21 protein-coding genes are annotated in these 23,837 nt (G+C 63.1%); 13 read left to right on the top strand and 8 right to left on the bottom strand.

Going from position 1 to position 23,837, the window contains the following annotated elements; all coding sequences use genetic code 11:
- Nucleotides 1–58: 58 nt before the first annotated feature.
- A complete protein-coding gene (locus tag AC6JA3_RS20310; protein WP_026547368.1) occupies nt 59–418 on the bottom strand; it encodes a hypothetical protein in 360 nt (119 codons plus the stop codon).
- A 220-nt stretch (nt 419–638) separates the two neighbouring features.
- Between AC6JA3_RS20310 and AC6JA3_RS20305 the strand changes: the two genes are divergently transcribed.
- The 4 genes from AC6JA3_RS20305 to AC6JA3_RS20290 are packed head-to-tail and all read left to right on the top strand — an operon-like array spanning nt 639 to nt 5,981.
- Nucleotides 639–2,201 (top strand): pyridoxal phosphate-dependent decarboxylase family protein, encoded by a 1,563-nt coding sequence (locus tag AC6JA3_RS20305; protein ID WP_347782129.1) that lies wholly within the window; start codon nt 639–641, stop codon nt 2,199–2,201.
- A complete protein-coding gene (locus tag AC6JA3_RS20300; protein ID WP_347782128.1) occupies nt 2,198–3,547 on the top strand; it encodes a lysine N(6)-hydroxylase/L-ornithine N(5)-oxygenase family protein in 1,350 nt (449 codons plus the stop codon). Before AC6JA3_RS20305 ends, AC6JA3_RS20300 begins: the two co-directional genes overlap by 4 nt.
- A complete protein-coding gene (locus AC6JA3_RS20295) occupies nt 3,544–4,134 on the top strand; it encodes a GNAT family N-acetyltransferase (protein ID WP_026541750.1) in 591 nt (196 codons plus the stop codon). Before AC6JA3_RS20300 ends, AC6JA3_RS20295 begins: the two co-directional genes overlap by 4 nt.
- Nucleotides 4,131–5,981, top strand: coding sequence for an IucA/IucC family protein (locus AC6JA3_RS20290; RefSeq protein WP_238324918.1), 1,851 nt, complete (start codon nt 4,131–4,133; stop codon nt 5,979–5,981). Before AC6JA3_RS20295 ends, AC6JA3_RS20290 begins: the two co-directional genes overlap by 4 nt.
- Before the next feature lie 56 nt (nt 5,982–6,037).
- On the opposite strand, the gene AC6JA3_RS20285 is transcribed toward AC6JA3_RS20290, so the two are convergent.
- Nucleotides 6,038–7,363: a BNR-4 repeat-containing protein gene (locus tag AC6JA3_RS20285; RefSeq protein ID WP_347782127.1), complete on the bottom strand. Its 1,326-nt coding sequence runs from the start codon at nt 7,361–7,363 to the stop codon at nt 6,038–6,040.
- A gap of 285 nt (nt 7,364–7,648) precedes the next feature.
- Here AC6JA3_RS20285 and AC6JA3_RS20280 point away from each other — a divergent pair, with 285 nt between their 5' ends.
- From AC6JA3_RS20280 to AC6JA3_RS20265, 4 genes are all read left to right on the top strand, one after another.
- Nucleotides 7,649–10,231, top strand: coding sequence for a CLIPPER-2 domain-containing protein (locus AC6JA3_RS20280; protein WP_245232892.1), 2,583 nt, complete (start codon nt 7,649–7,651; stop codon nt 10,229–10,231).
- 89 nt (nt 10,232–10,320) lie between these two features.
- Nucleotides 10,321–11,802 (top strand): SpaH/EbpB family LPXTG-anchored major pilin, encoded by a 1,482-nt coding sequence (locus tag AC6JA3_RS20275; protein WP_026547374.1) that lies wholly within the window; start codon nt 10,321–10,323, stop codon nt 11,800–11,802.
- A gap of 115 nt (nt 11,803–11,917) precedes the next feature.
- The gene (locus AC6JA3_RS20270) at nt 11,918–13,021 is read left to right on the top strand and encodes a class C sortase (RefSeq protein ID WP_347782125.1); all 1,104 of its coding nucleotides are present in this window, start codon (nt 11,918–11,920) and stop codon (nt 13,019–13,021) included.
- Between the two features lie 40 nt (nt 13,022–13,061).
- Nucleotides 13,062–13,841 carry an SDR family NAD(P)-dependent oxidoreductase gene (locus tag AC6JA3_RS20265; RefSeq protein WP_026541754.1) on the top strand — a complete coding sequence of 260 codons (780 nt, stop codon included), beginning with the start codon at nt 13,062–13,064 and terminating at the stop codon, nt 13,839–13,841.
- A 22-nt stretch (nt 13,842–13,863) separates the two neighbouring features.
- Here the strand turns inward: AC6JA3_RS20265 and AC6JA3_RS20260 are convergent, their stop codons facing one another.
- Nucleotides 13,864–14,931, bottom strand: a complete 1,068-nt coding sequence (locus AC6JA3_RS20260) for an FUSC family protein (RefSeq protein WP_347782124.1) — start codon at nt 14,929–14,931, stop codon at nt 13,864–13,866.
- Between the two features lie 134 nt (nt 14,932–15,065).
- Between AC6JA3_RS20260 and AC6JA3_RS20255 the strand changes: the two genes are divergently transcribed.
- On the top strand, nt 15,066–15,551 hold the full coding sequence (locus AC6JA3_RS20255; protein WP_347782123.1) for an SRPBCC family protein: 486 nt from the start codon (nt 15,066–15,068) through the stop codon (nt 15,549–15,551).
- A gap of 29 nt (nt 15,552–15,580) precedes the next feature.
- Complete coding sequence (locus AC6JA3_RS20250) at nt 15,581–16,081, top strand: GNAT family N-acetyltransferase (RefSeq protein WP_347782122.1); 501 nt, start codon at nt 15,581–15,583, stop codon at nt 16,079–16,081.
- 20 nt (nt 16,082–16,101) lie between these two features.
- Here AC6JA3_RS20250 and AC6JA3_RS20245 read toward each other — a convergent pair whose 3' ends face one another.
- The 3 genes from AC6JA3_RS20245 to AC6JA3_RS20235 all read right to left on the bottom strand — a co-directional run bounded on the left by AC6JA3_RS20245 (nt 16,102) and on the right by AC6JA3_RS20235 (nt 18,171).
- The gene (locus AC6JA3_RS20245; RefSeq protein WP_091552589.1) at nt 16,102–16,641 is read right to left on the bottom strand and encodes an HPP family protein; all 540 of its coding nucleotides are present in this window, start codon (nt 16,639–16,641) and stop codon (nt 16,102–16,104) included.
- Between the two features lie 121 nt (nt 16,642–16,762).
- Nucleotides 16,763–17,182 (bottom strand): VOC family protein, encoded by a 420-nt coding sequence (locus AC6JA3_RS20240; RefSeq protein ID WP_347782121.1) that lies wholly within the window; start codon nt 17,180–17,182, stop codon nt 16,763–16,765.
- A 68-nt stretch (nt 17,183–17,250) separates the two neighbouring features.
- Nucleotides 17,251–18,171, bottom strand: a complete 921-nt coding sequence (locus AC6JA3_RS20235; protein WP_347782120.1) for a DMT family transporter — start codon at nt 18,169–18,171, stop codon at nt 17,251–17,253.
- On the opposite strand from AC6JA3_RS20235, the gene AC6JA3_RS20230 reads away from it, so the two are divergent.
- Nucleotides 18,170–19,585: an aminotransferase-like domain-containing protein gene (locus AC6JA3_RS20230; RefSeq protein ID WP_347782119.1), complete on the top strand. Its 1,416-nt coding sequence runs from the start codon at nt 18,170–18,172 to the stop codon at nt 19,583–19,585. The genes AC6JA3_RS20235 and AC6JA3_RS20230 overlap by 2 nt on opposite strands.
- A gap of 130 nt (nt 19,586–19,715) precedes the next feature.
- Here AC6JA3_RS20230 and AC6JA3_RS20225 read toward each other — a convergent pair whose 3' ends face one another.
- Nucleotides 19,716–21,338, bottom strand: a complete 1,623-nt coding sequence (locus AC6JA3_RS20225) for an MFS transporter (RefSeq protein WP_497920557.1) — start codon at nt 21,336–21,338, stop codon at nt 19,716–19,718.
- A gap of 819 nt (nt 21,339–22,157) precedes the next feature.
- The gene (locus tag AC6JA3_RS20220; RefSeq protein ID WP_497920556.1) at nt 22,158–22,946 is read right to left on the bottom strand and encodes a putative protein N(5)-glutamine methyltransferase; all 789 of its coding nucleotides are present in this window, start codon (nt 22,944–22,946) and stop codon (nt 22,158–22,160) included.
- 244 nt (nt 22,947–23,190) lie between these two features.
- Between AC6JA3_RS20220 and AC6JA3_RS20215 the strand changes: the two genes are divergently transcribed.
- Together AC6JA3_RS20215 and AC6JA3_RS20210 are read left to right on the top strand one after the other, a co-directional pair.
- On the top strand, nt 23,191–23,424 hold the full coding sequence (locus AC6JA3_RS20215) for a hypothetical protein (protein ID WP_497920555.1): 234 nt from the start codon (nt 23,191–23,193) through the stop codon (nt 23,422–23,424).
- A gap of 68 nt (nt 23,425–23,492) precedes the next feature.
- Complete coding sequence (locus AC6JA3_RS20210; RefSeq protein ID WP_026547384.1) at nt 23,493–23,753, top strand: hypothetical protein; 261 nt, start codon at nt 23,493–23,495, stop codon at nt 23,751–23,753.
- The last annotated feature ends 84 nt before the right edge of the window (nt 23,754–23,837 follow it).

The following is a 23,837-nucleotide window of genomic DNA, read 5'->3' as shown; positions in this document are numbered from 1 at the left end:
CAGTTCCAGCAAAGCAGTTCCAGCAAGCACCATTCCTCAGCGGCCGGTCAGGTATCCATTACCTGGTCGGCCGCTGTTTTTGCCACTGAACCGCGTGCCAGAACAGGAGCGTAGATGTCAGAAGCAGCGCACCAAGAAACGCGTACGGGGTGTACGTCATCAGCATGAAGTTCAGTTGGGCCGACATATTGAACATCGTGGGACCTGACATCGCAGCTCCGGTCTCATTCACCGCCCACACTCCCACCCACAAAAGGCCCGCGTCCAGTACCCACAACGCAATGATGAACGGGTTAATGGGGATTCTCCTGCGTTCCCGGTCCGCAGGCTCCGGCACATGGGGGCTGACGGCCTGCACGGCATTGCCATGCTCGTCGATTTCGCGGAAGCCGATGCGCTCGTGGACGTGGTCCTTCATAGGTCCCCCAACCGTTGACTGCGGATAGTCCTTGCACTAAAGAGTGCCACATTCTGCACCCAAAGGGGCTCGAAAAAAAGTCAATGACGCGCTGCCGAACCATAAAAATGCGAGAAACCGCCTTCCAAGCGAAATAGGTCACAAAAGTTTGACGGAAAGGCTTACCTAAGTAAGGCTTACCTTGCTAACAAGCGCCCCAACGCAATGGAAGGAAGCTGACGTGACGTCACCCAGTGTCGAAGAGCGGATCGCTCAGGAGCAGGATTTTGGCTCCAAAGTGGAGCTGGCCCTCGCTGCCACCAACCAGCTGTTCAACGCCCGAAATTCGCCCAGTTACGTCGCGCAGGTTCTGCAGGGAGTCAACGCTGTCTCCACCAAAGTCCAGAGGACCGCGCGGCCGTTCACCGGGGTCGGGCATGCTGAGCTGAAAGCCAAGGTTGGCGCCGTCGATCTGGAACAGCCGCTCCCGGACACTGCGGCAGCGCTGGAGGAGCTCGATGAGCTCTACCTCAAGGACGCTGTCTACTTCCATGATTCCCGCTACGCGGCGCACCTGAATTGCCCTGTGGTCATACCCGCATTGGTGGGGGAGGCCGTCCTCTCTGCCGTCAACTCCTCCATGGATACGTGGGACCAGAGCGCCGGCGCCACCATGATCGAGCGTCGCCTCATTGACTGGACCGCGGAGCGAATTGGCTTCACGGACGACGCTGACGGAGTGTTCACGTCCGGCGGCAGCCAGTCCAACTTCCAGGCGCTGCTGATCGCCCGCAATCATGCCGTCGCCAAGCTGCGGGCAGCCAATGGGGACGCCCGCCTGCCGCTGCTGCTGGACAGGCTCCGGATCTTCACCTCCGTGGACAGCCACTTCAGCATCCAGAAGTCAGCATCCATGCTGGGGCTGGGCTTCGACGCAGTCATCGCCGTACCCACCACCGATGACCACCGCATGGATCCCACCGCCCTTGCGGCTGCTTTGGCGGAAGCGCACGACGCCGGTCTGGCCCCGATGGCGGTCGTGGCCACTGCCGGAACCACGGACTTCGGTTCGGTTGACCCGCTGTCCGAAATGGCCGCCTTGGTCCGCGCCTACGATTCCTGGTTGCACGTGGACGGCGCCTACGGTGGAGGGCTGATCGTTTCCGGCCGCCACCGCCACCTCCTGGACGGAATCCACCTTGCGGACTCCGTCACCGTGGACTTCCACAAGACCTTCTTCCAGCCCGTCAGCTCCAGCGCAGTCCTGGTCCGCAACGGTTCCATGATGGGTCACGTCACCTACTACGCCGACTACTTGAACCCGGAAAGCGCGGCCAAGGCCGAGATCCCCAACCAAGTGGACAAGAGCATCCAGACCACCCGCCGCTTCGATGCCCTGAAGCTGTGGCTGACCCTCCGCATCATGGGCGCCGACGCCATCGGTGCGCTGTTCGATGAGGCAATCGACCTCACCGCCCGGGTGGGAACGCTGCTGGCCGATGACGCGGAATTCGAACTGGCCGCCGCACCGCAGCTGAGCACCCTGGTGTTCCGCTACCGCCCTGCCGTGAACGGTGCCCCGCTCGACGAGGACGCTGCAGACACCCTCAACCCGGCCATTCGTGCTGCGATCTTCGCTTCGGGCGAGGCCGTCGTGGCCGGCACCAAGGTCGCTGGCCGCCATTACCTGAAATTCACCCTCCTGAACGCCGAGGCAAGCCTGGGGGACATCCAGGAAATCATCGAACTTATCCGCCGAACGGGCAACGCCCTGCTGGCGAACACCATGGAGGCCGCAGCGTGAGCACCCAAGAGACCATCTACGACGTCGCGGGAATCGGCGTCGGACCTTTCAACCTGGGCCTGGCCGCCTTGAGCGAGCCGGTTGAGAACCTCGACTGCGTGTTCCTGGACCGCCGCGAGTCCTTCGACTGGCACCCCGGCATGATGCTGGAGCCGGCCCATCTGCAGGTTCCGTTCATGGCGGACCTCGTCACGCTCGCCGATCCGACGTCGCCGTTCTCCTTCCTGAACTTCCTCAAGCAGACCGGCCGCCTGTACCGCTTCTATATCCGCGAGAACTTCTACCCGCTGCGCGCCGAGTACAACCAGTACTGCCAGTGGGTGGCCGGACAGCTTGAATCCGTTCGTTTTAGCACGGATGTGCTGGATGTAACGTACGACGACGGCGTGTACCGGCTTTCGGTGCAGGGCCCGGGCGGCGCTGAGGTGCTTCGCGCCCGGAAACTGGTCCTTGGTACCGGCACCTCGCCGTACGTCCCGGATTCCTGCGCAGGAATAGTGGAAGCCGGCGGACTTGTCCTCCACAACGCCGACTACCTGTCGAGGAAGAGCGAGCTGCAGTCCAAGCGAAGCATCACGATCGTGGGCAGCGGACAGAGTGCGGCCGAGCTGTACTACGAGTTGCTTCAGGAAATTGACGTGTACGGCTACCAGCTCAACTGGGTCACCCGCTCCGGCCGCTTCTTCCCCTTGGAGTACACCAAGCTCACCCTTGAGATGACGTCGCCGGAGTACGTGGACTACTTCCACTCACTCCCGGGCGAGCAACGCGATTCGCTGATCAAGAGCCAGAAGAACCTGTACAAGGGCATCAACTCGGACCTGATCGATGACATCTATGACCTCCTCTACACCAAGAGCCTCTCCGGCATGGTGGACACCCAGTTGCACACGCACTCCTCGCTGACCGCAGCAGAGTGGGACCCGGCCACGGGAACCCACACTCTTCAGCTGCGCCACGAAGAACACGGCCGCGATTACAGCCTTGAGTCCGAGGCCGTAGTCCTGGCTACCGGTTACACCTACAAGGAGCCAGCCTTCCTGTCCGGCATCCAGGACCGGATCCGCCGTGACGCCAAGGGTCGCTTCGACGTCGAGCGCAACTACGGGACCGGCGTCGAACCCGGCGAAATCTTCGTCCAGAACGCAGAGTTGCACACCCATGGCTTCGTCACTCCGGACCTCGGCATGGCGGCCTACCGCAACTCGTGCATCCTGCGCGAAATCACCGGCCGCGAGGTCTACCCGATCGAGCGCAGCATCGCGTTCCAACAGTTTGGGGCGCCGGCTCCGTCCACTCCCGCAGAACCTGCCGGCCTGCCCGAAACCGCGGGGGCCTCCGTATGAACTTCACATTCCGCCCCGTTGACCCGGTAGCTGACGCACCTGTCCTCCACAGCTGGGTCAGCCAAGAATACGCACGGTTCTGGGGCATGGTCTCGGCCAGTGAGCAGGACGTTGTGGAGGAGTACTCAAGGATTGCCGGGTCCGATCATCACCAAGCGTTCCTGGGGCTCGACGACGGCGTTCCCACCTTCCTGATGGAGCGGTACCGGCCCGGTTCCTCGCCATTGGCGGACGTTTACGAGGTCCAGCCCGGTGACGTGGGAATGCATCTGCTGGTGTCACCGCCCAGTGGCGAACCCCGGCCCGGTTTCACCACTGCCGTCATGCAGTCCGTTATGGCGGAACTGTTCGCCGACCCCGCAACCCAGCGGGTCGTCGTCGAGCCTGACGCCCGGAACGACAAGATCCACGTCCTGAACGAAAAGGTGGGCTTCCGCCCACACGGCGTGGTGACGCTTCCCGCCGTCGATCCTGCCGAAGACCATAAGCAGGGGCTCCTGAGCTTCTGCACCCGCGAGGATTTCCTTGCTGCCCTGACCCCGATTCTGGCCGCGCCCGCCGCGGCGACCAGAGGAGAATCCCTGTGACCACCACCGCCGGCACCACCGAAGAGACCCTGAACCAGGCAGCCGCGCCTGTGTCCCACCTGACCCCGGAGCGCTGGGCCATCGCCAACCGGCACCTGGTCCGCAAGGCGATCGCGGAGTTCTCGCACGAGCGCATCCTGGTCCCTGAGCTGATCCGGCAGGAGGGCGCCGGCGTCGGGCTGTACAAGGTAGTGAGCGATGACGACGCAACGGAGTACCGTTTTCGCGCACGGATCCTGGAACTCGAGCACTGGTCAGTCCCCGCGGAATCCATCGTTCGGTTGCGGGACGCCGTAGAGCTTCCGGTGGATGCACTGGACTTCATTGCCGAATTCCATGAGGCCCTGGCCATCCGCCAGGAAATGCTGCCCGTGTACCTGGAGGAAATCAGCAGCACGCTGGCCAGCCACGCCTACAAGCAGGGCAAGCCCTTCGGCTCGGCAGAATTGGCTGCCGGTGTCACCGGTGGTGCTGACCGGGCCGCGGACTTCCAGGCCATCGAGCACAGCATGACAGAGGGCCATCCGTGCTTCGTGGCCAACAACGGCCGGCTGGGATTCGGGATCGCGGATTACCATGCGTTCGCACCGGAAACCGGGGCAACTGTGAAGCTGCAGTGGATCGCCGTGCACCGCAGCAAGGCCGTATTCACCTCCAGCGCAGGGCTGGATTACCGGACGCACTTCGAGGCCGAACTGGGTCCGGCAACCCTCGCCTGGTACAACGCCGAATTGTCAGCCTCCGGCCTGGACCCCGAGGACTACCTCCTCATGCCTGTGCACCCCTGGCAGTGGGACAACAAGCTCACGGTGACGTTCGCGGCAGAAATCGCCCAGCGCCACATCGTGAACCTTGGCACGGGCGAAGACGCGTACCAGGCACAGCAGTCCATCCGGACGTTCTTCAACACCGACTACCCGGAAAAGGCCTACGTCAAGACGGCTATGTCCGTGTTGAACATGGGCTTCATGCGTGGACTGTCCCCGCAGTACATGAAGGCCACTCCGGCCATCAATGACTGGCTGCAGGAACTGATCGGCAGTGACCAAGAGCTCCAGGACCGGGGCCTGGCCATGATCCGTGAGACTGCAGCCATCGGGTACCACAACCACTACTACGAGGCTGCTTCGGCCAAGGGTTCGCCCTACCGGAAGATGCTCTCAGCCCTGTGGAGGGAAAGTCCGCTGCCGTTGCTCAAAGACGGGCAGCAGCTGGCGACCATGGCGTCGTTGCTGCACGTGGATGCTGCCGGAAACTCCGTGGTGTCTGCGCTCATTCAGCGATCCGGCCTGGCTCCCACCGAGTGGCTTCGCCGCTACTTTGAGGCCTACCTCGTGCCCCTTGTCCATTGCCTCTATGAGTACGAGCTCGCGTTCATGCCGCACGGCGAAAACGTCATCCTGATCCTCGAAGACGGCGTCCCCGTCCGGGCGATCATGAAGGACATCGCCGAGGAAATCGTGGTGATGGGGGACCGGCTGGAACTTCCCGAGGAAGTCTCCCGCATCAAGGCTGAGATCCCTGCCGAGGAAATGGTCCTGGCCATTTTTACCGACGTGTTCGACTGCATCTTCCGGTTCCTGGGCGCGATCCTTGTGGAGGACGGGACGCTGCGCGAGGACGAGTTCTGGGGTACCGCGGCCGCCGTGCTGCGGGAATACCAGCAACGCCACCCGGAACTTGCGGACCAGTTCGCCATGCATGATCTTTTTGCGCCGGACTTCGAGCTCTCCTGCCTCAACCGCCTCCAGCTGAGGAACAACCAGCAGATGCTGGACATTTCGGACCCCTCCGGCGGGCTCCAGATGGCCGGACGCTTGGCCAACCCCTTGGCCAAGTTCGCCTAGGAATCCCCGCGAGGGGTTAGCTCTCGGCACTTTCAGGAGGTTGAAAGGGTCGAGAGCTAACCCCTCGGCGATGAAGTGAGCGCCACGATCTCCGTGGAGTAGCTCTGCGAGGACTTCATGGACCCACGGAACCAGCACACGGCGTGTACGGACTCATCGCCCGGGACCACCATGGGGCGGAGATTGTCCGCTGCGGATCCCTCAGTGATGGCTTCCCATGTCCAACTGGCACCTGAATCCGCCGTGACGCCCCGATAGATTTCATAGTGCTCCGTGGTTTCGCCCGTCCGCGGATCCGTGGGTGTGGAGATGTAGACGCGGTTCAGGTCATTGGGATCCACAGCACCCAGACCTGTGTAGTCCTGCTCGTGCGGCAGCAGGCCGGGACCGGCGACGGCGAGGGGGTGCAGCTTCCAGCGCGCCCCGTCAAAGCGGGCGTACAGCAGGCGGTGATCGTCGACGTCGAGCATTTGCTCCCGCTGCAGCGGCCCGTTGACGTCGTTGGCCCGGCAAGTGACGATTGCAGCCAGTTCCTTGCCTTGGCGGCGCAGGTCAGTAGTCCAACCGTGGGTGAGGACATCGCCGTCGAGCGTTGTTCCGGCCTCGAAAACGGTGGTCAATGCCGTCTGGTTGATGCCTTCGGATCCGATCACCGGTTTGCTGACCACAGTTCCCGAGGCGTCGTGAAGGGCGTCGTTCTGGAGATAGCCGTGATAGATGCTGTTGTTGAAATCGCGCGGATGGTGGTCCGTGGTGATGAGGTCGATCCTGTCCGCACCGTTCCCGGCATAGCGGGTGTATCCGTTGACGTAACCGATCTTTGGCCGTGTGAAGAGCTTGCCGCCGTAACTCCACGAGCTGCCGTTGTCCTCGGAAACCATCATGGTGGGGTCGTCGTTGATGGCGCGGACAAAGTTGTAAACCCTGCCCTCCATGCTCAGGAAATGCAGGTTGGAATATGTGGCACCACGGCCCTGCGCCAGTTCTGTCCAGTCGAACTGCTGCTCCGGCTCCCACTCTGAGGCGTCGTGGGGCCGGACCGAAACCCGCCAGCGCGAGTAGTTGTCCGTTTTATGTTTGGCATACATCGCCACATAGCGCCCATCCGGCCGGATCAGGAGCGCAGGGGCATTATGGTCATCGGCCTCCAGCTGTTCATGGAGCACGTGGACCCGGCTTTGCCCGGTAGCAAGATCGAGCACCGCAATTTCGATGTTTCCGCCCCTCCGCGCACCCCCGGGGCCGTCCGGCGAGGCCACTGAACCAAGCAACAGGGTGTTGTTGGCGGGGTCTATCAGTGCGCGTTCATCCTGGAACCAGCACCAGGCGCCGTTGTTGTTGAGGAGAAGTGCGTCCTGCGGGGAGGGGGCATCGTTGACCATAGCCATCCTTTGCATCGTTTCAATCAGGCCATCCTAACGCTTTCCGCCGGCCATATGGGGGACTCCAGGCAGCACTTTTTGAGGTTCCGGAAGTCGACTCTCAAAAAATTCCAGAAACTGTGACACGTTTTTCGGCCTTGCGGTACTTGACGATCGAAGCCGCCTGCCTGAAGGCAGCGGCACACGATTTGCACACACATTCAGCTGTGTCATTCGTCGGCGTTCGATCAATAAACGGGGGCTGCCAGTGACGTGGATGACTCCGAGTTCTGGAAGGAATCTCCCTTGAAGTCTCCCCTTGGGAAAGCAATGGCATTCTTCGCCGTGCTCATGGTGTTACTTGGGACGCTGTCATTCGGGGTCTTTGGCCCCGGGACGGCGGCCCAGGCATATCAGGTGCCCACCGCGGCCCCCGTCATTTCCAATGGCATTGCCACAACCACCATGCCCGGATCCGGGCTTACTACGACCTATTCCGCATCCGGACTGACTGACGTCTTTGGTGGATCGACCCTGGGCAGTCGAGGCTTCGTGCCCAGCGACTACAACCAAGGGCTCGTTGGGACCCTGCCGACCGTGGAATTCTCCACCGATGCTGTCAACAACTGCGCCACCACTGGTCCGTGCTCCGGACTGGGCAGCATCACCATCAACTTCAGCCAGCCAGTCCGGAACCCCGTGCTGAACCTCGCAGGGTTGGGCGGCAACTCCGCCTGGGATGAGGGGCTCAACGGCAGCATTGACCGTATCTCCCAACTGCACGCCGTGCTTGGGCTCGCAACCACCGGGCTGACCATGACCAAGCTGTCAGGCGGAAACCTTTCAGTGTCAGGTAACACCATCACTGCCGTGAACGACAGCACATCCGCGCGGTGCAACACCGTGGTCCAATCCTCAACGCCGCAACCGCCGGATGCGGGAGCGACTGCTGCCTGTGGATCCGTCCGGATCAACGGCCTCGTGTCCACCCTGACCTTCAATGTCTCCGCCGTCTTCACCAGGACCACATCGGCCCTCCCGGGGTACTCGGACAACGACCCCCAATCTTCGCTGCACAGCGAAGACAACTACGTGATGACTCTTACCGTGCCCCAGGACTTTGGCGACGCCCCCACGAGCTACGACCAAAACAACGCCGCATCTGCCGTCCTTTCCGACGTCACTCTGGGACCCTCTGTGACCGAAGACAACGCACAGGTGGCCAACGGCACCGTTTCCCCCAATGCCAGTGCCACCGCTGCCTTGGATCAGGACAACGGGGTGGTGCTCACCCCCATGACCTTGGGCGCAACGAGTTACTCCACCACTGTGGCAATCAGCGGAGCCGGCAAAGCAGGCACAACCTGTGGATGGATCGACTTCGACAAGGACGCGATTTTCGACAACCCCGCCGAACGGGCCTGCGCAACCTTTGCAGCCGGAGCCACTTCCGCAACCCTGACGTGGGCCACCATTCCCGGCGGCATGACCGCAGGCACAACGTACGCCAGGTTCCGCATCGGCTACACGGCCACACAGATCCAGTCGCCGATCGGTGCATCGAACTCGGGTGAAGTGGAAGACTACGTCTTTACCATCGCCCCCGCTCCGGCGCCGGCGATTTCCTTGGTCAAGTCCGTGGACAAGACCACCTTGGTGGCAGGCCAGACGGCAACCTACACCTTCGTTGCCACCAACACGGGCAACGTGACGCTGACCGGAGTGGTCATCACTGAGACACAGTTCTCCGGTACCGGAACCATGTCCTCCTTGACCTACACCTGGCCCGGAATTGCCGGAACCCTCCTTGCCGGCCAGTCAGTCACGGCAACCGCAACATATGTGGTGACGCAGGCCGACGTCACGTCTGGTCTGTTGACCAACACCGCGAAGGTTACGGGAACCCCTCCCGTCGGCGTCCCGGTAACGGCCACCAGCAAGGCGCAGGTTACTGCGCCGCCGGCATGGGTCATCAGCAAGGGTGCCACCGTTGGCGGCGTCACTAATCCGTTGGTGAGCGCGGGGCAGACAATCGTCTACACCGTGACCGCCACCAGTACCAGCGGACAGATCACCGGGGTAGTCCTCACAGACAACCTGGCGAACGTCCTGGACCAGGCAACCTTCGTTGCCGGATCAGCCACGCTGAAGATCGGCACGGCAGCGGCCACTCCCGTAGCGAATCCGGCCAACGGTTCAACCACCCTGACGACGGCGGCCTTCACCCTCCCGGCGGGCGCCACCGCAACGCTGAGCTACTCAGTAGTGGTCAAGGCTGATGCCTGGAGCGAGGAATTGATCAATACGGTGACCGGCAGTGGCAGCGTCCCTCCATCCCGGTGTGCAACAGGCGTGACGCCGATTGCGCCGGAATGCATCACCACCCATCGCGTAACCGCCAAGTTCCTGATTGAGAAGCTGGGCGAGTCCTCGGACTCCTCCTGGGTTGCCATGAACGGTTCGTCCTGGGTGCTCAAGACTGACGCTGCGGGTATGCCCGGAACCAACGCCGCCTACACGGTGACGGCCATCCCGGGACAGACAGGCCAGTTCCAGGTGGAAGGCATCAAGCCGGGCACCTATTGGCTGGAAGAGACCAAGGCCCCTGCCGGCTTCAACCTGTTGGCCGAGGCCGTCAGGTTCACGGTGGCAGCGGATGGCGTTGTCACCCTGGGCCAAGGCAGCGGCTCCGGTGTGGTCACCAGCGCGGACCAGGACGGTGACGGGATCTTCCTGGTCAGCGTGCGGGACGTACCGGCCCTGCAGATGCCCGAAACCGGAGGCATCGGCTATTGGCCATTTGCCTTGGCAGGCTCCGCCACGCTGCTCGCAGCCGCCGTCCTGGCTTCCGGAAACCTCCGCCGCAGGAAAGACCAACCGGCCACCTAAGGCACCATGCGTGACACCGCTTCCGGGGAAACGCATGCCAAAAATGTTCACCTCCGAACACCGCACCACCACTAAGAAAGAGGACAGAAGTGAGTAATCACAGCTCACGGCGGCTTTTGAAGACCGCCGCCGCCACCATTACGGGGGCGGTGCTGGCAATGTCGTTCTCCATGGCTCCGGCATCGGCCGCTCCCCTTGTTGACGGTGACCAGACGGGGTCCATCACCGTTCACAAGTTTGAACGTCCGGACACCCCCACCGGCTTGCCCAACAACGGCACCGTGGTTGATACCACCGGCCTTAACCCGCTGGCAGGCATCGAATTCACCATCCAGCAGGTCAACACCATCGACCTGTCCAGCAACGCCGGATGGGAAGCTGCACACAACCTGAGCAGCGTCTTCTCGGCAAGCGACCCGGCAGGTTCCATTTCCGGGGCAGGCTTCACGCTTGGATCCGCGCAGACGGACACCACCGACGCTGCCGGCACTGCTGCTTTCGGAAACCTCCCTGTTGGCCTGTACCTGGTCTCGGAAACGGCGTACCCGTCCGGCGTCACGCCTTCGGCACCGTTCCTGGTTTCCGTTCCGTTGACGGACCCGGACAACAAGGACAACTGGCTTTACGACGTCCACGTGTACCCCAAGAACTCCGTCACGGGTGCAGAGAAGACTGTCACCGATGCTCCTGACATCAAGCTGGGCGACCAGATCGACTACACGATCACCGGTGACATCCCCAACGACGCAGTCATCGACGGCTACAAGATTGTTGATCAGCTCGATACCAAGCTGAGCTACGTCGATGCCACGGCAACGCTGGTTGATGGCACGGTCATCACCAAGGGCACCGACTACACGGTGAACTTCGATGCCGCCACGAACACTGTTTCGGCAGTCTTCACGCCGGCCGGCCTGGCAGTGCTTGCAGCACACAACGACACCCGCGTCCAGCTGGTTGTGAACACCACCGTCAACACCATTGGCGAGATCGAAAACGAAGCCTTGATCTACCCGAACCTGGGCAGCTTCACCACCGCTCCGGGCCAGCCCGGCGGCCCGATCGTCACCCCTCCCGTAGTCACCAAGTGGGGCGAGATCACCCTCCAGAAGGTCAACGAGACCGGTGCTGCACTTGCTGGTGCTTCCTTCTCGGTGTACGCCACCGAGGCTGACGCCCTGGCCGGAACCAACCCCATCACCCTCAACGGCACGAGCACCTTCACCGTTGCTGCTGATGGCACGCTGACCATTTCCGGCCTGCGTTACTCGGGTTGGGCCAACGGCGCAGCTGTTGCTCCCGGCTCGGCTGACTACCGCACGTACTACCTCGTGGAAACCACCGCTCCCTCCGGCTACGAGCTGTTGGCAGAGCCGGTCTCCTTCCTGGTGGATGCCGCAACCACTGCGGTGGGCATCGACCTCGAGGTCAAGAACGTACCGTCCAACGGCGGCTTCGAGCTGCCGCTGACCGGTGGCGTTGGAACCGGTCTGCTGTACGGAGCCGGCCTCCTCCTGGTCGCCGGTGCCAGCCTGCTGTTCGTCCGCACACGCAGGACAACCAACAGCTAACACCTGGGGCCGGCCAAAGCCGTGCTCCTGGTAACAACAGGGTGGGGGAAGACGCATGAACTGCGTTTTCCCCCACTTTGGTTCCTGCATGTACCGTTATCTGCCCAGGATTCAGATGCCACAACTCCCAGCCCGTATCCGCAACCTTCCCCACCATTGGAGCAAACAGCGGCTGTTCATAGTCCTTGCTGCTGTGATCGGTGTGGGGGTGCTCCTGTATCCGACCGCTGCCGCCTGGTTCTCTGACCGGGTCCATGCCACGGAAATCAGCGGCTACGTGGACTCGGTGGAGAACCTCAATCCCTCCCAGCAGCAGGCGCTCCTGGACGAGGCCCGCACCTTCAACGACCGCCTCCCGGCAGGGCCCCTCCGCGATCCCTACTCCCTCAATGAAAAGGGGGAACAGACTGTCATCGGTGCCGGGTCCGAGGCCTACAAGAAGATGCTCGCAGTGGGACCCGGCGGCATGATGGGCCGGATCAGCATTCCCTCCATCCATGCGGACCTGCCGATTTTTCACGGCACCGACGAGGACGCGCTCTCCAAGGGAGTCGGGCACCTGTTTGGCTCGGCGCTTCCCGTAGGCGGCGAAGGCACCCACAGTGTCCTGACGGGGCACTCCGGCTTTGTCAACGCCACCCTCTTTGACCACGTAGACCAGATGGCCAAAGGCGATGTCTTCAGCATTTCGACCCTGGACGAAACCCTGTACTACAAGGTGGACCAGATCCTGACGGTCCTTCCGGACGAGACAGATGCGCTCCGGAAGGTCGAGGGGAAGGACTACGTCACCCTCATTACGTGCACGCCCAAGGGGGTCAACAGCCACAGGTTGCTGGTGCGGGGCGAACGCACAGAGCCCCCGACCACCGGTGATGGCCAGCAAGTCCTACCCAGTACCGCGATCGATCCCGGCTTTCCCTGGTGGGCCTTGGCCATGCTGGGCATCATTGTTGTTGCTGTGGTGGCGACCCGGCCACGTACCCGCAAGGATCAGGAAGTGGAAACGGCCACGCACGCAGCCAGGCATGAAGCCGCGCAGGCAGCCGCGCATGCAGCCACGCATGAAGCCCGGCCCGAATCCGCCCAGGCAGCCGCGCCCCAATCCGCCCGGGCAGCCGCCCCTGAAGCCGCGCAGGCATCCGTGCCGGAAACCGCGCACGCAGCCGCACCTGAATCCGCCCTTTTGGACGAACTCCTGGACCGGGCCGATCCCTGAACCGGTGCGTTCTTCGCTCCAGCCCTACTAGTCTTGGCGCATGACGACACGAGCCAATGAACTCACTGCCTTGATCACGGGGGCCACGGCCGGGCTCGGTGCTGAATTTGCGCGCCAGCTTGCCGAAGCCGGACATCACGTGGTGCTGGTGGCCCGCGACGAGGACCGCTTGAAGGAAAAGGCCGCCGAGCTCGAACGCGACTTCAGTATCTCGGCGGAGGTCCTTCCCGCTGACCTGACCACCGGCGTCGGGGTTTCGGCAGTTGCCGACCGCCTCAGGGATGCCGCCCGGCCCGTGGACGTGCTGGTCAACAACGCAGGTATAGGTCTTCTGAAGTCTTTTGAACGCAATGACCTGGACGAGGAACGGCGGCACCTGAGGCTGCATGTGCAGACGCCCATGGAGCTGTGCCACGCAGCGTTGGAGGTCATGTTGGCCCGGGGCAAAGGAAGGATCATCAACGTGGCCAGCGTTGCTGCCTTCGCCAACCGCGGCACCTATTCGGCGGCCAAGGCCTGGCAGGTGACCTTCAGCAGGTGGGCCAACATCACGTATGCGAAGTCCGGGGTGCAGGTCACTGCTGTCTGCCCCGGTTTCACCCACACTGAATTCCATGACCGCATGGGGATGGACAAGTCGGTAGCCCCCCGCTTCCTCTGGTTGACGGCCGAACGTGTAGTGCGCGAAGGACTCGAGGACAATGCCAACGGCAAGGGCGTTTCCATCCCGACGCGCCGCTACAAAGTGGTCACCTTCTTTGCCCGGGTTCTCCCGGCCAAGCTGACATCCGGCCCACCCCGCAAACCGCTGGAGCCCTAGCTCTGCTGGAAGGGGAGGGGCCTTACTGCGGAACCCGTCGCGCCCGGACCAGCACCGCCACCGCGATCCCGACTACCGCCCCAACAAAGGTCTCGATGGCGCGCTCCATCACCAGCACGCCAGGATCCATGGGCGCCGCCAGCTGCGCGATCAGCAGTATCACCGGCGTAAAGAACACCATGGCCCACCCATAGTGCCGGGCCATGAAAAGCTCGGTGGGAAACTGGCAAAGGACCACCAGTACGGCCAGCACCACAGCGGTTTGACCGGGGAAGTACTGAAGCGGCGATAGCGGACTGGGGAAAAGTACGACGGCGACCACCGCCAACCCGAGGAACGTCCCCACGATGCGGTGGACACCCCGGTGGACGCGGCTGGGGAGGTCGGCTCCGGCAAGAGGCACGGCCGCGGCAGCCATGGCCCAGTGGGGATGCCCGCTTCCGCTCAGTACGCCGATGGTCCCGGCCGCACTGACGGCGAGCGAGTAGCGCGCGGCGTGGACCAAGGCAGCCTGGACCAACGCTGCCTGGCGCCGGGGACCGCGGAGGACGGGAACATCGCGGGCCGCACCGGATTCCCACTTGCGGTACCGGAACCACCCGGCAAAGCCGACTACGAGTGAAAAGGCGGCGGACCCGGCCCCGATGAGTACCGCCGTCGTGGGTGGCACGCTGGTTGGCACCGAAGCGCAAGCGCCCAGTGCGAGGATCCCGAAGAACGGGCCAATGGGCTTGAGCCGGACAGCATCGGCGTAAAGCGAGCCGGCACCTGCGAACACCGTAGCTATCAGGACAAGCCACCAGGAGTGAATGTGGTTGACCGAAAGGACGACGCCGATGCCCAGCCCACCCACCAGGAACAGGGCCGCCTGCGCTTGATGCTTGAGCCTGAGCTGGTGCGTCTCGTTGCGCCCGTACATGCCGGTCAGCGCGCCGAAAACGGCGTACATCATGAGGTCCGGGCGGCCGATGAGGATGAGGAACACCCCTGGCACGGCGACGCTGAGCGCAACCCGGACTGCGGAGAGGCGATCATTGTTGGCAGGGCCAAGCCGGTGCAATTCGCGGGCATGGGTGATGATTGCGGGCACCGGAAAACACCACCGATCAGTTAGGGTCTGCCCTTGAAAATTATCAGGATCCTGCCAGCTGCCGCCATTAGCCCGGTCACAAGCCGTAGCGGACTCCGGCGCGCGGACAGGGCAACGTCTGGGAAGATCGAGATATGCCCGTAGCTTTCGTATGCCGCACCCGCAGTTCCATGTCACCGCAGGAGCTGTTCGATCTCTCCCGCAACATCGACGCCCATGTGGGGTCCATGACCAAGAGCCGCGAGAAGGCAATCGGTGGAGTGACCAGCGGCCTCATCTCCCAAGGCGAAACGGTGACGTGGCAGGCATGGCACCTCGGAGTCCGGTTCCGTATGACCAGCCGCATCACGGGCATGGAGGCGCCGGCATCGTTCTCTGACGAACAGGTGAAAGGCCCTTTCAAGTACCTCCGGCACACACACGAGTTCCGGCCGGACGGCGACGGGACGCTCATGGTGGACACGGTGGAATTCGCTGCACCGTTCGGCCCCTTGGGCAGGCTGGCGGAGAAGCTGGTCCTGGCCCGTTACATGGAGAACCTGATCGGGAAGCGAAACGAATTCCTGGTTGCGCAGGCGCCGTCGGCTGCAACTCCGCCCAGTCCGGATTCCCGGCAATGATCAGGCTCGCGCATGCGGACGATCTTCTGATGATGCAGGACATCGAGCGTGCCGCGGGCCAGGCTTTCCGGTCGCTCGGCATGGACTCCGTGGCGGAGGACGAGCCCCTGACAGTCGAGGAACTGCACGCTTATGCTGCAGGGGGTCGCGCCTGGGTTTTTGTGGACGGACTCGACTATCCGGTGGCTTACCTCCTGGCGGACGTTGTTGACGGCAACGGCCATGTGGAGCAGGTCAGCGTCCACCCGGACCATGCCCACCAGGGATTGGGGCGTGAACTGCTGCATGCGGCGCGTGTGTGGACCAGGGGGCACGGAATGCTGCGTCAAACCCTCTGCACGTTCCGCGACGTCCCATGGAATGCCCCGTATTACCGCCGGCTGGGTTTTGAAGTGCTCGACGCCGGAAGTTGGGGCCAGGAGCTGGCCCACCTGATGGAGCACGAAGCTGAGTTGGGCCTGACCCGCTGGCCGCGGGTGGCGATGTGGCGTCCTGCGGTTCCGCCGATCAACTCCGGGCCCGGCGCCTAGCTGGCTCCAGGGTCTGACTACTAGCTGGATTTTTTGGCCGGCTTGGTGCCCAAGGCCATGTTGATTGCCCAGCCGAGCAGGGTGACCAGCACTATGGCGCCGGCCATGCTCAGGAGTTGGGCTGGTGCGGCAAGTATCCCCAGGCTCACAATCAGGGTGGTGGCTCCGGCCGGGGGATGGGGCATCTTGATGGCCGTCAGCACCATGGTGGTGACGGCCACGGAGAGTGCACCCGCAATCACAAAGCGGGGATTGAGTCCGCCGACCGGAGCGGGAGCGGCGTTCATGAGGCCCATCGCGTAGAAACAGCCCACGCCCGCCAACAGGCCGACGCCGTGACCCACCAGGGCATTGAGAGGCCGCGCCGATTTCTGTTCCGGCGACTCGAAAAACAGCATCACCGTGGGTCCCAGGCTCGGGAACAACCACGGCAGGTGTGTCATCAAGCCAACAAGGCCGGCGGCTCCGAGGACCAGGAGGCACAGGATTGCGGCATAGCCGGCCGCGCCCACCTCCCCAGCGGTCGCTTTCGCCCGTTCCAGGACCGGTACCTGTGACATGCTGGACCTCCTCCGACGCAACCCGGACAAAGCCGCACTGTGCTTTGCCCATCGCAGGTGATGTACCCGTCAACGGCCCGGTAAAACGGCAAGCCCCGGTAAAACGGCAATCAGCCAGGCGTTAGTCCGCCACCAGCTCTACCTCGTAACTGTCCGTGTTGAGCAGGTACGCGGCGTAGTGGTCCGGTCCTCCGGCGTGGGGGTATTTGGACTCGAACATTTCATACCAGCCCGCATCGGCGCCGAGTGCACGGATCCTGTCCACGTTCTGGCGGGTTCCTGCGTGGAAGGCAACGTGGTTCAACCCAGGGTCGGTGCGCCTGTGCGCTGTCCCTGTGATGGCATCGGTCTGTTCCACCACCACGTAAGTGCCATCGAGCTTCCAGCTGCACCCGGTGGGCCACTCTTGAAATGGCACATACCCGAGCTCGCCCAGCAGCCACCCCCACTCTTCCCTTGCCCGTTCAAGGATCGGTACCCAGATTTCAAGATGGTGGATGGACCCTGTGGGCCTTGGGGATTCCGAAGCAACCTCATGCATGCGCCGAGTCTACGAGGTCCGCGCCTGTTCCACATCCGCTGCGCTCGCCGGGTCGCCGCGGGTACTTTCTACTTCCTGAGCCTGACACGTACGGCGGCACCGGCGCAGAGGATCACCGCGAGCCCTCCCACTACGGTGGTCCACGTCATCGGCTCGCCCAGGAGGATGCCGGCCCACGCGATGGTCATGACGGGTTGGACGAGTTGGATCTGGCTGACTTGGGCCATGGGTCCGATGGCCAGCCCGCGGTACCAGGCGAAGAAGCCCAGGAACATGCTCACCACGCCCAGGTACGCGAAGGACAACCACTGGAGGGGAGTAGCGCCAGGCATTCCGGAGCCCAGGGACAGCGCCGTCAGGAGGATCATGACGGGTGAAGCCACCACCAAAGCCCAGGAGATGGTCTGCCACGCCCCGAGTTCCCTGGCCAGCAACCCGCCTTCCGCGTAGCCAATGGCCGCCGCCACCACGGCACCCAGCAACAGAAGGTCGGCCCAGTGCAGCGAACCGAAACCACCGGACTGCACCAGTGCGAACACCACAGCGGCCACCACGCCCACTGCCGTGAGGGCCCAAAAGAGCAGCCGCGGACGTTCCCGCCCCCGGATCACCGCAACAGTCGCCGTGGCTGCCGGCAGCAGCGCGATCACCACTGCTCCATGGCTGGCGGACGTACTGGTCAAGGCGAAGGTGGTCAGCAGCGGGAACCCTGCCACGATTCCTCCGGCCACCACAGCCAGGCGAATCCATTGCCTGCCCCGGGGGAACCGCTGCCGGGTCAGGCCGAGGGCAAGCGCTGCAAGAAGGGCCGCCACCACTGCACGGCCCGCGCCAATGAACAGTGGCGACATGCCGGCCACGGCTACCCGGGTGAGGGGCACCGTGAAGGAGAAAGCGACGACGCCGAGGAGGCCCCACCAGATACCGGTCGAAGTCCGGGTGGATATCACTGGCCGTAAAATTGTAGTAGCGCTACTATTGTGACTCATGAATAACGATAGCAGTTCCCGGATCGTCTCGCGATTGAAGGAATGGATTGCCGGGGCTGCTCCGGGAGCGAGGCTGCCGTCCACCCGACACCTCGTGACCGAGTACCAGGCCAGTCCGGTCACCGTCCAAAAAGCGCTGCGGACCCTTACAGCGCAAGGGCTGATCGAAAGTCGTCCGGGCGTTGGAACCTTCGTGAGGGCGTACCGGACGGCCAGGCCCTCGGATTACGGCTGGCAGACAGCGGCATTGCGTGCCGCCCAAACCGCGCGGCCTCTGAACTCTGCCGCCATGCGTAGCGCCGCCAATGACGTTATCGCCTTCCACTCCGGCTATCCGGACCGTGAACTCCTTCCGGAACGACTCGTCCGCGCCGCCCTCACTCGTGCCGCAAGGGGAGACGCGGCCCTGTCCAGGCCCCCGGCCCAAGGACTTCCGGAACTCCAGACCTGGTTCGCGCAGGAACTCAGTACCTCAACCCCGGTGGGCGTCACGCCGCCCCAGCCCAGCGACGTCGTGGTTCTTCCCGGCAGCCAAAGCGGACTCAGCTCGATTTTCCGCGGCCTGGTGGGCCACGGCCAACCGCTGCTGGTGGAGTCGCCCAGCTACTGGGGTGCGCTGCTGGCGGCGGGCCAGGCCGGCGTCAACGTCATTCCTGTTCCGTCCGGTCCTGAAGGCCCGGACCCGGAAGAACTGGACAGGGCGTTCGAGGAATCGGGCGCCCGGTTGTTCTACGCACAGCCCAACTTCGCCAACCCCACGGGCGCGCAATGGTCGACGGAACGGGGTGAGGAAGTCCTGCGCATCGTCCAACGCCACGGAGCTTTCCTTGTGGAGGACGACTGGGCGCACGACTTCGGCATCACGGCCCCGTCGGTTCCGCTGGCCGCCAGGGACGATTCCGGCCACGTGGTCTACATCCGCTCGCTGACCAAGAGCGTTTCGCCATCGATCCGGGTCGCCGCCGTCATCGCCCGGGGGCCCGCCCGGGAACGCATCATGGGTGCACAGGCCGCCGAATCGATGTACGTCAGCGGGCTGCTTCAAGCGGCAGCGCTCGACGTCGTCACCCAGCCCGGGTGGCAGACGCATCTTCGCGGACTCAGCCATCAGCTGCAGTCACGCCGCGACCTCCTGGTCACCAGCCTCCGGGAGCATGTTCCGCAGGCCCACCTCAGCCACCTGCCCAAGGGCGGTTTGAACCTGTGGCTGCGGTTGCCGGACGGGTTCGACGTCGATCGCCTCACCAAGGACTGCGAGGCGGCCGGGGTGCTCATTGCCGCGGGCACGGAGTGGTTCCCCGCGGAACCGGAAGGGCCGTACATCCGGCTCAATTTCGCCGGGCCCAACCCGGGCGGATTTCCGGAAGGTGCGCGGATCATCGGCGCAGCAGTGAAGGCCCAGTTGGGGCTTTAACAGCCGCAGCCACCAACCTCAAGGAGAGCGCCTTGGGGCTGGTGGCTGCGGTGGGCGGCGGGATGGCCGCGATCTATCCGAAACGCTTGAAAGTAAGCGTCGCTGCGCAGAAGTTGCAGGCAAAGAGTTCCTAAGCGGGCGTCAGGTCCTTGTTGCCTTTACCGAACACTGCGTCATCGATCGGCTGGCCGTCGAACGGCATCTCATCCAGGTTGATGAGCGGGTTGGTGTCCTGCGTTTCGACGAGCTCGCGTGCCTCGGCCTGGGTGTCCACGCTGGGCATGGATCCGGGCAGGGGACGCTGGGCGGATTCGCGCAGGAAGTAGATGGCGATTGCGCCCACAATGGACGTGGCCATCAGGTAGTACGCCGGCATCATGTCATCGCCGGTTCCCTCGATCAGGCCCTGCACGATGAACGGCGTGGTTCCACCGAAGATCGCCACCGAGAAGTTGTACGCGATGCCCATTCCGCCATAGCGGCTGGACGTCGGGAACAGTGCCGGCAGGGCAGAGGCCAGGTTGGCGATGTAGAACGTCACCGGGAAGGCGATCAGTGCGAGCCCGGCCAGGGTGGACCAGATTTCGCCAATGCCGATCAGCATGAAGGCCGGAACCGAGAAGACGATGGTGCTGCCTGCGCCAACCCACAGCACGGGGCGGCGGCCGATGCGGTCCGAGAGCTTACCGGTCAGCGGGATGCACACGGCCATGATCACCAGGACCGGGATGGTCAGCAGGGTGCCGTGGACGGGATCATAGCCCTTGGAGTCCGTGAGGTACGTGGGCATGTACGACGTCAGGGCGTAACCAACGGTGTTGGCTGCGGCTGCGAGGATCATGGCCAGCACAATCTGGCGCCAGTACGCCTTGATAATGCCGATGGGTCCCTTGGCCACGGCGGCGTCCTGTGAGGCCGCATCCTTGGCGGAAGCTTCCTGGGCGTCAAGAGTTGCCTGGAACTGGGGGGATTCCTCGATCTTGCTGCGGAAGTACACGGCAATCAGGCCCAGAGGACCGGCGATCAGGAACGGAATCCTCCAACCCCATTCCTCCATGGCTGCCTGTCCGAGCGTGAGCTGCAGGACCGAAACCAGTGCGGCGCCGAGTGCAAAGCCGATGTAGCTGCCCATATCCAGGAAGCTGGCAAAGTAGCCGCGGCGCTTATCCGGGGCGTACTCGCTGACAAAGGTTGTGGCACCGGCGTATTCGCCACCGGTGGAGAAACCCTGGATGAGCTTGAGGATCACCAGCAGTGCGGCGGCCCAGATGCCGATCTGCGCGTAGCCGGGAAGGAGGCCGACGGCGAAGGTACTGGCCGCCATGAGCATCAGTGTTGCTGCGAGGACCTTCTGGCGTCCCACCTTGTCGCCAAGCCAACCGAACACGATGCCACCGAGGGGGCGAGCGATGAAGGTTGCGGCGAAGGTGCCCAGAAGGAAGAGTGTCTGGACGGACTTGTCTGCTTCGGGCAGGAAGACAGGGCCCATGGTGGTGATGAGGTAGCCGAACACGCCGACGTCGTACCATTCCATGGTGTTGCCGACGATGGTGCCGCCGAGTGCTTTGCGCAGCATCGGCTTGTTCACCACGTTGACGTCGGACTCTTTGAGCCGGCGCTTCGGGCGAAGCTTCGTTTTCTTCGTTGCGTTCTTTACTGCGTTTGCGGCGCCCGTGGGGGCTGCCGTTTCCTGGGTTCCGGTGGCGTTCCTTGCGCCATCCGGAGAGACGGACGTGCTTTGGTCTATGGGCATTTGGGCTTCTCCTAGGGAGGTCATTTGCTTGCGACTTCTGCTGCCCCGCTCTGGGCAGGGTTTCAATTTTACGGGTTTTGGGCCGAAAACCCGAGTTGAGATCCGATTTTTGGGCTCTTTGAGGGTGCAAATTGCCTAGGTGTGTTGCATCTCATTACCCGCTCTTGCCCTGCAATCATGCGGATGTCTGGCCGTTTTTGCCCTCCGGAGCGCGTTGTTACCAAATTGTTTAGCTACACCCACGTAACGGGGCTGATTCGGGCCTAAAAGCTGACGGTTTGGGAGGAGCCGCGCAGATCGTCGTGCCCACGAGTGCGGCTGACGAGCGGTTGCGTGAGAGCAATGAGTCGATGGCATATTGACGGCGGCCACCGGCTCTACACCGATGGCCACCGCTCCCGGTTAGGGGATGTTGTGCCAGAACAGGCGGACGACATCAACGACTAGTCGGATGATGTTCACCGCCAGATTCCAGGCGCCCCATGGTTCTTCACGTTTCCGTTTGGATTCCATGCCGGCACCTCCTCCCGGAGGAACAGGGCACGGGCTACACGTGTCTAGGAGCACAACAACGTTGCGCCCCACGTGCGTAGGGCCATACACTCAAAGTGTTCGGATTTGAGGATATGACCCTCTGACCGCACCAATGAGCGCACCGCGCTGAACAAAGACCCGATTGCACTCGGGTCTTTTGTTCTTTAACGGCACCTCAGGCTCTTGCCTGATGATCCCAGCGTAACGGCCACGAGACACCCCCAACGGACATCCGTGCGCAGCTTCAGGCAGGCAAATTGCACGCGAACGGCCGACCCGGGTTGTTCAGTCGCTAGTACCCGACTGCGAGCGTGATCCAAGAACCAAGGTGGCGTCCAAGCCTTCATCGAAAACCACCTCCGGGAGCAACCCAGCTTCTGCCATGATCCCCGCAGTATGCTGCGACTGCTCCTGCGAGGTTTCCATCAACAACACCCCGCCCGGCCCAAGCCACCCGGCCGCCCCCAGCGCAACCCGCCGCTGGACCGCCAGGCCGTCAGTCCCGCCGTCGAGCGCTATCCGAGGCTCGTGCAGCCGCGCTTCGGCCGGCATCATTGAGATGGACTCCGTGGGAACGTACGGTGCGTTGGCGAGCAGCACGTCCACTGTCCCGCGCAGCTCGGCCGGGAGCGCCGCGTACAAGTCCCCGTGATGGACGGTCCCACCACGGGGTTCGATGTTCAGGCGCGCGCAATGGACGGCGTCGGGATCGATGTCCGCCGCGTGCAGCTCACAGCTCCCCAACTGATCGCTCACTGCCGCACCCAGCGCTCCGGAACCACAGCAAAGATCAACGACGACGGCACCCGGCTTGGCGAGCTTGGCCGCCTTGCGCACCAGGAACTCCGTGCGGCGTCGTGGCACGAACACACCAGGCCGGACCGCCATGCGCGTCCCGCAGAAATCCGTCCAACCGACGATGTGTTCCAAGGGCTGCCCCTTGACCCGTTGTTCCACCAGGCGGTTGAGCTCGTCAGGATGGTTGGCGGCCTCGAGGAGCACCTTAGCTTCGTCTTCTGCGAAAACGCACCCCGCAGCGCGAAGGGTGGCGGCAACGTCGGATCCCCGGGTCATGAAGGCCATGCTAGCCAAGGGGTTCCCAAACTTCCCGGTTCTTGGTTAGGGTATGAGGCATGGGAACACTGATTTTTGAGTAGACCGGCCTTTGCCTCACGGCACTGCCCGAGTTTCACCTGACAAAAATCCACGCCTGTTGAGGCCCTGCCTCCATGCCGTTCCCGTTCCCGAATGCCTTTCCAGAACCGCAACGTCATGGGATACGTGTCTCTTCAGGACTCACACTTCAAGGAGTCCACATATGACTGCCAACCCTTCCGAAAACAACACCCCCGAGACCCCGGCACAGGAGCCCGCAGCCAATACCCCGGCTTCCGGCGGTATCAAATCCAAGCTGACCGACGCCCAGAAGGCCATGCTGGCCAGCAAGTCCGGAGGCGGTGCGCCGGCTGGCTGGCAAAGCACCGGCAAGGGACACAAACCCACGTCCGCCAGCGGCAAGCAGGCCAAGACCGAGAAGAAGGTCCGCTGGTAAACCTGGCGGACATGCACTGGAAAAGACAGGCACACAAGAAAAGACAGGCACACTGGAAAGGAAGAACCATGACTGCGAATCACGAGTCTGAGCGCATCAATCCTGAGGTTGCAAGCCACTTGGTGGAGTCCATGGGAATGGCGCCGATGCCCGAGCCCACAACCATCGCCGTCGCACTGGGCGGTGACCAGACTAAACAGTGGCCGGACGGCAACGGCAAACGCCGCCACCCGAAGGACCGCGACCAAGCCCACGGCCGCATGGGCCAGGGCGCAGCTGTAACGGCGATCCACAGGACCAGCCGGCCACAACTGCCGCACTCGTCCTGACAACACCCGCACCACCCCGCGTAGCCAGCCCTACTGAGTGACAGCAAACGCCCTATCGAACCCTCAATAGAGCGTTATCTCTTA

Source organism: Arthrobacter sp. TmtSoilC79 (genome assembly GCF_059739405.1).
This window is presented reverse-complemented; position numbering and strand designations above follow the sequence as displayed.

Bases quoted from the DNA above. Each gene is read 5' to 3' on its own strand.
- AC6JA3_RS20285 (WP_347782127.1), bottom strand. From the start codon at position 7,363: ATGGTCAACGATGCCCCCTCCCCGCAGGACGCACTTCTCCTCAACAAC.
- AC6JA3_RS20230 (WP_347782119.1), top strand. From the start codon at position 18,170: ATGAATAACGATAGCAGTTCCCGGATCGTCTCGCGATTGAAGGAATGG.
- AC6JA3_RS20310 (WP_026547368.1), bottom strand. From the start codon at position 418: ATGAAGGACCACGTCCACGAGCGCATCGGCTTCCGCGAAATCGACGAG.
- AC6JA3_RS20255 (WP_347782123.1), top strand. From the start codon at position 15,066: ATGCCCGTAGCTTTCGTATGCCGCACCCGCAGTTCCATGTCACCGCAG.
- AC6JA3_RS20235 (WP_347782120.1), bottom strand. From the start codon at position 18,171: ATGAGTCACAATAGTAGCGCTACTACAATTTTACGGCCAGTGATATCC.
- AC6JA3_RS20210 (WP_026547384.1), top strand. From the start codon at position 23,493: ATGACTGCGAATCACGAGTCTGAGCGCATCAATCCTGAGGTTGCAAGC.
- AC6JA3_RS20215 (WP_497920555.1), top strand. From the start codon at position 23,191: ATGACTGCCAACCCTTCCGAAAACAACACCCCCGAGACCCCGGCACAG.
- AC6JA3_RS20295 (WP_026541750.1), top strand. From the start codon at position 3,544: ATGAACTTCACATTCCGCCCCGTTGACCCGGTAGCTGACGCACCTGTC.
- AC6JA3_RS20250 (WP_347782122.1), top strand. From the start codon at position 15,581: ATGATGCAGGACATCGAGCGTGCCGCGGGCCAGGCTTTCCGGTCGCTC.
- AC6JA3_RS20270 (WP_347782125.1), top strand. From the start codon at position 11,918: ATGCCACAACTCCCAGCCCGTATCCGCAACCTTCCCCACCATTGGAGC.
- AC6JA3_RS20245 (WP_091552589.1), bottom strand. From the start codon at position 16,641: ATGTCACAGGTACCGGTCCTGGAACGGGCGAAAGCGACCGCTGGGGAG.
- AC6JA3_RS20225 (WP_497920557.1), bottom strand. From the start codon at position 21,338: ATGCCCATAGACCAAAGCACGTCCGTCTCTCCGGATGGCGCAAGGAAC.
- AC6JA3_RS20220 (WP_497920556.1), bottom strand. From the start codon at position 22,946: ATGACCCGGGGATCCGACGTTGCCGCCACCCTTCGCGCTGCGGGGTGC.
- AC6JA3_RS20265 (WP_026541754.1), top strand. From the start codon at position 13,062: ATGACGACACGAGCCAATGAACTCACTGCCTTGATCACGGGGGCCACG.
- AC6JA3_RS20240 (WP_347782121.1), bottom strand. From the start codon at position 17,182: ATGCATGAGGTTGCTTCGGAATCCCCAAGGCCCACAGGGTCCATCCAC.